Annotated in this window: 9 protein-coding genes; 1 reads left to right on the top strand and 8 read right to left on the bottom strand. The window is 72.1% G+C overall.

What is annotated here, in order from left to right; translation table 11 throughout:
- Position 1: 1 nt before the first annotated feature.
- Together GTW08_RS20695 and GTW08_RS20690 are read right to left on the bottom strand one after the other, a co-directional pair.
- Positions 2-340 carry a P-II family nitrogen regulator gene (locus tag GTW08_RS20695; RefSeq protein WP_073574713.1) on the bottom strand — a complete coding sequence of 113 codons (339 nt, stop codon included), beginning with the start codon at positions 338-340 and terminating at the stop codon, positions 2-4.
- On the bottom strand, positions 337-1,704 hold the full coding sequence (locus tag GTW08_RS20690) for an ammonium transporter (RefSeq protein WP_217266864.1): 1,368 nt from the start codon (positions 1,702-1,704) through the stop codon (positions 337-339). Before GTW08_RS20690 ends, GTW08_RS20695 begins: the two co-directional genes overlap by 4 nt.
- A 270-nt stretch (positions 1,705-1,974) precedes the next feature.
- Here GTW08_RS20690 and GTW08_RS20685 point away from each other — a divergent pair, with 270 nt between their 5' ends.
- A complete protein-coding gene (locus tag GTW08_RS20685; RefSeq protein ID WP_073574711.1) occupies positions 1,975-2,397 on the top strand; it encodes a DoxX family protein in 423 nt (140 codons plus the stop codon).
- 77 nt (positions 2,398-2,474) lie between these two features.
- Here GTW08_RS20685 and GTW08_RS20680 read toward each other — a convergent pair whose 3' ends face one another.
- From GTW08_RS20680 to gap, 6 genes are all read right to left on the bottom strand, one after another.
- Positions 2,475-3,731, bottom strand: coding sequence for a TrpB-like pyridoxal phosphate-dependent enzyme (locus GTW08_RS20680; RefSeq protein ID WP_073574710.1), 1,257 nt, complete (start codon positions 3,729-3,731; stop codon positions 2,475-2,477).
- Positions 3,732-3,792: 61 nt separating this feature from the next.
- Positions 3,793-4,134, bottom strand: a complete 342-nt coding sequence (locus tag GTW08_RS20675; protein ID WP_020627702.1) for an RNA polymerase-binding protein RbpA — start codon at positions 4,132-4,134, stop codon at positions 3,793-3,795.
- A 28-nt stretch (positions 4,135-4,162) separates the two neighbouring features.
- Entirely contained in the window at positions 4,163-4,396 is a 234-nt protein-coding gene (secG, locus tag GTW08_RS32055) for a preprotein translocase subunit SecG (RefSeq protein WP_020627703.1), read from the bottom strand.
- Positions 4,397-4,501: 105 nt separating this feature from the next.
- Positions 4,502-5,290: a triose-phosphate isomerase gene (gene tpiA / locus GTW08_RS20665; RefSeq protein ID WP_062395591.1), complete on the bottom strand. Its 789-nt coding sequence runs from the start codon at positions 5,288-5,290 to the stop codon at positions 4,502-4,504.
- Entirely contained in the window at positions 5,290-6,471 is a 1,182-nt protein-coding gene (locus GTW08_RS20660) for a phosphoglycerate kinase (protein WP_073574709.1), read from the bottom strand. The genes tpiA and GTW08_RS20660 overlap by 1 nt, the downstream gene beginning before the upstream one ends.
- Positions 6,468-7,481, bottom strand: coding sequence for a type I glyceraldehyde-3-phosphate dehydrogenase (gene gap / locus GTW08_RS20655; protein ID WP_073574708.1), 1,014 nt, complete (start codon positions 7,479-7,481; stop codon positions 6,468-6,470). The genes GTW08_RS20660 and gap overlap by 4 nt, the downstream gene beginning before the upstream one ends.
- Positions 7,482-7,954: the final 473 nt, after the last annotated feature.

Genomic DNA, 7,954 nt, shown 5'->3' with positions numbered 1-7,954 from the left:
CTCAGACCGCGTCGCTGCCGCGTTCGCCCGTGCGGACGCGCACGATGGTCTCGACCGGCTGCACCCAGATCTTCCCGTCGCCGATCCTGCCGGTGCGGGACGCCTCGACGATGGCGTCGACGACCGTGTCGGCGATCTCGTCGTCGACGACGGTCTCGATACGCACCTTCGGCACGTAGTCCACCGAGTACTCCGCGCCGCGGTAGATCTCGGTGTGTCCCTTCTGCCTGCCGTGCCCGCGGACCTCCCCGACGGTCAGCCCGAGCACACCGAGGTGTTCGAGCGCACCGCGGACGTCCTCCAGCGCGAACGGCTTGACGATGGCGGTGACGAGCTTCATCGGCTCTCCCCCACGGGCTCACGGGTGGCCGGCGTCGCGGGGCGGGAGGCCCCGGCGAGCGCGCGGCTGCCCAGCGACGAGAAGTCGTAGGCGGTCTCGGCGTGCTCGGTCTCGTCGATGCCGGTGGCCTCGTTCTCCTCGTCGATGCGGAACCCGATGGTCACCTTGATCAGGTAGCCGAGGACCAGCGCGACGATGAAGGAGTACAGCAGCACCGCACCCGCGGCGAGCGCCTGGCGGCCCAGCTGGACCAGCCCGCCGCCGTAGAACAGGCCGTTGTCGCCGGCGGCGGCGGAGTTGACGCTGTTGTCGCCGAAGAAGCCGATGAGCAGGGTGCCCACGATGCCGCCGACGAGGTGGACGCCGACGACGTCGAGGGAGTCGTCGAGGCCGAAGCGGAACTTCAGCCCGACGGCCAGCGCGCACACCGCACCGGCGATGAGCCCGATGGCCAGCGCCCCGACCGGCTGCACGAACCCGCACGCCGGGGTGATCGCGACCAGCCCGGCGACGGCGCCGGAGGCCGCACCGAGGGTGGTGGGGTGCCCGTCGCGGACCTGCTCGACGAGCAGCCACCCGATCAGCGCGGTGGCGGTGGCGAGCATGGTGTTGGTGAACGCGGTCGCGGCGAGGTCACCCGCGGAGAGCGCGGAACCGGCGTTGAAGCCGAACCAGCCGAACCACAGCAGCGCCATGCCCAGCAGCACGAACGGGAGGTTGTGCGGACGCATCGGCTCGCGCGGCCAGCCGCGCCGCTTGCCGAGCACGATCGCCAGCGCGAGCGCCGCGGCACCGGCGTTGATGTGCACCGCGGTGCCACCGGCGAAGTCCTCGGCCTTGAGGGTGTTGGCGATCCAGCCGCCGACGTTGTCCGGGCCGGTGAAGCCGTCGAAGGCGAACACCCAGTGCGCGACCGGGAAGTACACGATGGTCACCCACAGCACGACGAACGCCGTCCAGCCCCAGAACTTCGTGCGGTCCGCGACGGCGCCGGAGATCAGCGCCGGGGTGATGACCGCGAACATGAGCTGGAACATCACGAACGCCGGCGCGGGCAGGGCGTCGGTGCCCGGCCACGGGGCCGAGTCGCTGCCGACGCCGACCATCGCGCCGACGGTGTTCGCCAGCCCGGCGAACTCCCCGCCGCCGATCAGGCCGCCGCCCACGTCGTTCCTGAAGGCCCAGCTGTAGCCGTACAGCGCCCACAGGACGCTGACCACGGCCAGGCAGACGGTGCTCATCATCAGCATGTTGAGCACGGACTTGCTGCGGGTCATCCCGCCGTAGAAGAACGCCAGTCCCGGCGTCATCACCATCACCAGCGCGGCGCTGACCAGCACCCACGCGGTGTCTCCCGCATTCACGCCCACGCGTCCTCCGTCGTCGCAGTTCCCCGACCCCGGCAGGGATGGTTCGCCCGCGGTGTTTCGTGGAGCAACCGAGCGCGGTTTCCGGTGGGTGTCGGGTCCGGGCATCCGGCACGGCCCGCGCAGACACCGCCGACGCGACACCCGACGCAGCCGGGACCGACGGTCCGAACCCGGACCGGGCGCACCGATGAGTTCCGGCGACGGCCCCGGTCTCCTCTGCAACGGCGGCCCCGGCCCGGGACCGCGAGCACCGGGGAGCCCGCCATGACCACCACCCGTACCGGGACCGCGTCCACCACCTCCGCCACCCGTCGTCCGCGGGCCGCCACCGTCGGCCTGTGGGTGCTGCAGGTGCTGCTGGCCGGGGTCTTCGTGATGGCGGCGCTGCCGAAGGTGAACGCCGACCCGGTCGCGGTCGCCGGGTTCGACCTGCTGGGCCTGGGGGCCGTCGGCATGGTCGTGGTCGGCTGGCTGGAGCTGGCCGGCGCGGTCGCCCTGCTGGTCCCGCGGCTGTGCGGGCTCGCCGCCGTCTGCCAGGTCGCGCTGATGGTCGGGGCCACCGCGGTCACCGCGGTGCTGATGCCCGCGATGGTCGCGTTCCCGGCGCTGACCCTGGTGGCGGTGTGCGTGGTCGCGTGGGCCCGCCGCCGCGACACCGCGGCCCTGCTGCGCGGTCTGCGCCGCTGACCGCCCGCACGGCGACGGCCCGTCCCCTGGTCCGGGGGACGGGCCGTCGTGGTGCGGGTGGGGCTCAGCCGATCCCGTCAGCCCATCTCGTCGAGCCGGCCGTTCGTGTAGTCGTCGTAGGCGGCCAGGTCGAGGAAGCCGTGACCGCAGTAGTTGAAGAGGATCACCTTCTCCTCCCCGGTCTCCTTCGCGGCGAGCGCCTCGTCGATGGTGGCGGCGATGGCGTGCCCGCACTCCGGCGCCGGGATCTTGCCCTCGGTGCGGGCGAATTGGATGGCGGCCTCGAACACCTTTCCCTGCGGGTAGGCGACGGCCTCCATCCGCTCGTCCTTGACCAGCGAGGACACCAGCGGCGAGTCACCGTGGTAGCGCAGCCCGCCGGCGTGGATCGACGGCGGCACGAAGTCGTGGCCCAGGGTGTACATCGGCATCAGCGGGGTGAGGCCCGCGGTGTCGCCGAAGTCGTAGTCGTAGCGGCCCTGGGTCAGCGTCGGGCACGACAGCGGCTCGACGGCGAGCAGCCGCACGCCGGAGTCCGGCACGAACGGGAAGGCGATCCCGCCCAGGTTGGAGCCGCCGCCGCACGGCGCGATGACGACGTCGGGCAGCCGCTCCCCCGCCAGCGCGAGCTGTTCCTTCGCCTCCAGACCGATCATGGTCTGGTGCAGCAGCACGTGGTTGAGCACCGAGCCGAGCGCGTAGTGGGTGTCGGAGCGGCCGACGCAGTCGCGGACCGCGTCGGAGATGGCCGAGCCCAGCGAGCCGGGGTGGTCGGGCTCGTCGACGGGCGACGGCACGACCTCGCCGCCCCAGGTCTCGATCGCGATCCGCCGGTAGGGCTTCTGCCCGTAGGACGCCCGCACCATGTAGACCTTCAGGTCCAGGTCGAACTGGGCAGCGGCGAACGACAGCGCGGTCCCCCACTGGCCCGCGCCGGTCTCGGTGGTGAGCCGGGTGGTGCCCTCGCGGGCGTTGTAGAACGCCTGGGCCACGGCCGTGTTGGTCTTGTGGCTGCCCGAGGGCGAGAGGGACTCGTCCTTGAAGTAGATCCGCGCCGGGGTGCCCAGCGCCTTCTCCAGCCGGGTCGCGCGGACCAGCGGCGTGGGCCGCCACAGCCTCAGGATGTCGAGGACCTCACCGGGGACGTCGATCCAGGGCTCGGCGCTGACCTCCTGCTCGATCAGGGCGGTCGGGAACAGCGGCGCCAGGTCCTCGGGGACGACCGGCTCGCGGGTCCCGGGGTGCAGGGGCGGCTGCGGCGGCGTCGGCAGGTGCGGCACGACGTTGAACCATGCCGAGGGGATCCGGTCCGGGGGCAGCGTCCAGCGGCTCATGACCACCGAATCTAACCCGGACGTGCGCCCGGTCACGACCCGGGCGCGCCGTGGGACCGGGTCAGAGCTCCCGGGAGGCCCGCAGCCGGCCGAGGGCCTCCTCGAGAATGGCCTCGCCGTCGGCGTCGCTGCGCCGCTCCTTCACGTACGCCAGGTGCGTCTTGTACGGCTCGGTGCGGGGCGCGGCGGGCGGGTTCTCCGCGTCGCGTCCGCCCGGCAGCCCGCAGCGCGGGCAGTCCCAGGTCTCGGGGACCTCGGCCTCCGCGGCGAACCAGGTGTTGTTGACGTGCCCGTTCGCGCAGTAGAACGGGATGCGCTCGCGCGGGGCGGTCTCGCCCCGCTCGTTCTCGCCCATCGGTCCCGCACCGACCCGGGTACCGCGGATCGCGTTGCCGCCTGCCATGTCCCGCTCCCTCTCGTCCGTCCGACCGTCAGCCGGTGGCCAGCAGCAGGCCGTTGCCGACCACCGCGATGAGCCAGATGAGGCCGACGAAGACCGTGTAGCGAGCGATGTTGCGGTCCGCCGCCGCCGAGCCGGACAGGCTCGACTGCACGCCGCCACCGAAGAGACTGGTCAGACCACCACCCTTGCTGCGCTGCAGCAGGACCATCGCGATCAGCAGGAGGCTGGTCACGATCAGGATGATCTGGAGGGTCAGGATCACGTGCGCTTCCCCATCAGTGGTCGCTCGCCGGAGTGGCCGAGAATACTCCAGCGGCCCCGGCCCCTCTGACAGGGGACCGGGGCCGCGGGACGGGTACGGAGCCGCCTACGGCAGCGGGCCACCCGCGGCGATCGCCGACAGCTTCGCGAACTCCTCGGCATCGAGGCTGGCGCCGCCGACGAGTGCGCCGTCGACGTCGGTCTGGGCCACGATCTCGCCCACGTTCGACGACTTCACCGAGCCGCCGTAGAGGACGCGGACCGTCCCGGCGACCTCGTCGGAGTACAGCTCGGCCAGCGTCGCGCGCAGCGCGGCACAGACCTCCTGCGCGTCGGCCGGGCCCGCCACCTTGCCGGTGCCGATCGCCCAGACCGGCTCGTAGGCGAGCACGAGACCGGCCGCCTGCTCGGCGGTGACGCCCTTCAGCGCCCCGCGCAGCTGGTCGGTGCAGTGCTGCACGTGGGTGCCCGCCTCGCGGACGTCCAGGCCCTCGCCGACGCACAGGATCGGGGTGATCCCGTGCTTGAGCGCGGCGAGCACCTTGGCGTTGACGACCGCGTCGTCCTCGCCGTGGATCTCGCGCCGCTCGGAGTGCCCGACGGCGACGTAGGTGCAGCCCAGCTTGGCCAGCATGACGCCCGACACGTCACCGGTGTAGGCACCGGAGTCGTGCGGGGAGAGGTCCTGGGCGCCGTGCACGAGGCGCAGCTTGTCGCCGTCGATCAGCGTCTGCACGCTGCGGATGTCGGTGAACGGCGGCAGGACGGCCACCTCGACCTTGTCGAGGTACCGGTCGGGCAGGGCGAAGGCGAGCTTCTGCACCACCGCGATGGCCTCGAGGTGGTTGAGGTTCATCTTCCAGTTGCCCGCGATGAGGGGCTTGCGGGTGGCCATCAGGCGTCCTCCTCCAGCACGGCGACGCCCGGCAGGGTCGCGCCCTCCAGGAACTCCAGGGACGCGCCGCCCCCGGTGGAGATGTGGGAGAACGCGTCCTCGGCGATGCCGAGCGCCCGGACCGCGGCGGCGGAGTCCCCGCCGCCGACGACGGAGAAGGCGTCGCCGTCGGCGATCGCCTGCGCGACACCGCGGGTGCCATCGGCGAACGGTGCCAGCTCGAACACGCCCATCGGGCCGTTCCAGAAGATCGTCTTCGCGTCGGCGATGCGGGCCGCGAACTCCCGCACCGAGTCGGGTCCGATGTCGAGGCCCATCCAGCCGTCGTCGATCCCGTCCACCGGCACGGTCCTCGTGTTCGCGTCCGCGGAGAACGCGTCGGCGACGACGACGTCGGTCGGGAGGACGATCTTGCCGGACTCCAGGAGCGTCCGGCAGGTGTCGACCTGATCGGACTCCAGCAGCGAGGAGCCGACACCGTGGCCCTGCGCGGCGAGGAACGTGAAGCACATCCCGCCGCCGACGAGCAGCGTGTCGACCTTCGGCAGCAGCGCCTCGATCACGGCCAGCTTGTCCGAGACCTTGGAGCCGCCGAGCACGACCGCGTACGGCCGCTCCGGCGAGCCGGTCAGAGTGCGGAGCACCTCGACCTCGGACAGGACGAGCCCGCCGGCGTAGGCGTCGAGCCGCTGCGCGACGTCGTAGACCGACGCCTGCTTGCGGTGCACCACGCCGAACCCGTCGGAGACGAACGCCGCGTCGTCGCCGACCAGGGCGACGAGCTCGTCGGCGAACGCGCCGCGCTCGGCGTCGTCCTTGCTGGTCTCGCGGGCGTCGAACCGGATGTTGTCCAGCATCACGACGTCACCGGCGGCCATCGACGGCAGCGGCGTGCCGAGCTCGACCAGGCGCACCGGGGCGCCGAGCAGCTCGCCGAGCCGCTGCGCGACCGGGGCGAGCGAGAGCTTGGCGTCGGGCCCGTTCTTCGGACGGCCGAGGTGCGCGGTGACGACGACCTGGGCGCCGCCCTCGTAGAGGGCGTTGATCGTCGGCACCGACGCGCGGATGCGGCCGTCGTCGGTGATGTTCCGGTCGTCGTCGAGGGGAACGTTCAGATCGGAGCGGACCAGCACGGTCCGGCCCTGTACGCCCTCGGCGACGAGGTCGTCGAGGGTCCTCACAGCTTCGACGCCACCAGACCGGTGATGTCGACGAGGCGGTTGGAGTAGCCCCACTCGTTGTCGTACCAGCCGACGATCTTGACCTGGTTGCCGATGACCTTGGTCAGGCCCGAGTCGTAGATGCACGAGTGCGGGTCGGTGACGATGTCGGAGGAGACGATCGGGTCCTCGGTGTACTTGAGGACGCCCTTGAGCGGGCCCTCCGCGGCCGCCTTCATCGCCGCGTTGATCTCCGCGGCGGTGACCTCCTTGCGGACCTCGACGGTCAGGTCGGTGGCCGAGCCGGTGGGGATCGGCACCCGCAGCGCGTAGCCGTCGAGCTTGCCCTTGAGGTGCGGCATGACCAGCGAGATCGCCTTCGCCGCACCGGTGGAGGTGGGGACGATGTTCAGGGCGGCGGCGCGGGCGCGGCGCAGGTCCTTGTGCGGGCCGTCCTGCAGGTTCTGGTCCTGGGTGTACGCGTGGATCGTGGTCATCAGACCCTTCTCGATCCCGGCCAGGTCGTCGAGCACCTTCGCCATCGGCGCGAGGCAGTTGGTGGTGCAGGACGCGTTCGAGACGATGGTCTGCGAACCGTCGTAGTCGCCGTCGTTGACGCCCTTGACGATGGTGATGTCCTCGTCGGTCGCCGGGGCGGAGATGACGACCTTCTTGGCGCCGCCGTCGAGGTGCTTGGCCGCGGCCTCGCGCTTGGTGAAGATACCGGTCGACTCGACGACGACGTCGACGCCCAGGTCCTTCCAGGGCAGCTCGGCGGGGTCGCGGACGGCCAGGCCCTTGAAGCCCTTGCCGTCGACGACGATCTCGTCGCCCGAGGTGGTGACCTCGTAGGGCAGGCGCCCCAGGATCGAGTCGTACTTGAGCAGGTGCGCGAGCGTCGCGTTGTCGGTGATGTCGTTCACCGCGACGATCTCGATGTCCGTGGTGCCGGCGGCGCGCTGGGCGTCCACCGCCCGCCAGAAGTTCCGGCCGATGCGGCCGAAGCCGTTGACTCCTACGCGGACCGTCACAGATGCCTCCAGGGCTCGTCGTGCCTGTCGTCTTCTCCCCCGGCCCGCCGGGTCCCGGCGGTGGGGTGTGGCAGGTCGATCGCGGGTCGGCGCCCGTGGCGGGCGCCGGCGCGTGCCGTGCTCGGCAGCCACCCTATCGGCGCATCGGCCGTCGCGACCCCCGTAGGGCCCGTGACCTGCGCCGCGCTCGGGGATCGGGCGCGGTCGGACCGCTCCGGACGGGCCCCGGTGTGGGGACGGAACGGTACCGGCCGGTATCCGGACACGCGACCGCCCCGTGCCCGGGCGGGTCACGGGGCCGTCGCGGGTGTGCTCAGGCCAGGCGGAGCAGGCGGCGCCAGCCCGGACGGGTGTCGGGGACGCCGGCGGCGGCGCGCTCGTCGTCGGAGAAGCCCTCGACCGGCTCGTGCGGACGCCCGTCGCGGGCCCGGGTCACGAACGCCGAGGCCGCGGACAGCGCGGCGGTCACGCCG

This window comes from Pseudonocardia sp. SID8383, from assembly GCF_009864975.1.
In the GTDB taxonomy this organism is placed as follows: Bacteria; Actinomycetota; Actinomycetes; order Mycobacteriales; family Pseudonocardiaceae; genus Pseudonocardia; species Pseudonocardia alni.
The sequence above is the reverse complement of the archived record's forward strand: the minus strand, read 5'-3'. Positions and strand labels throughout refer to the sequence as shown.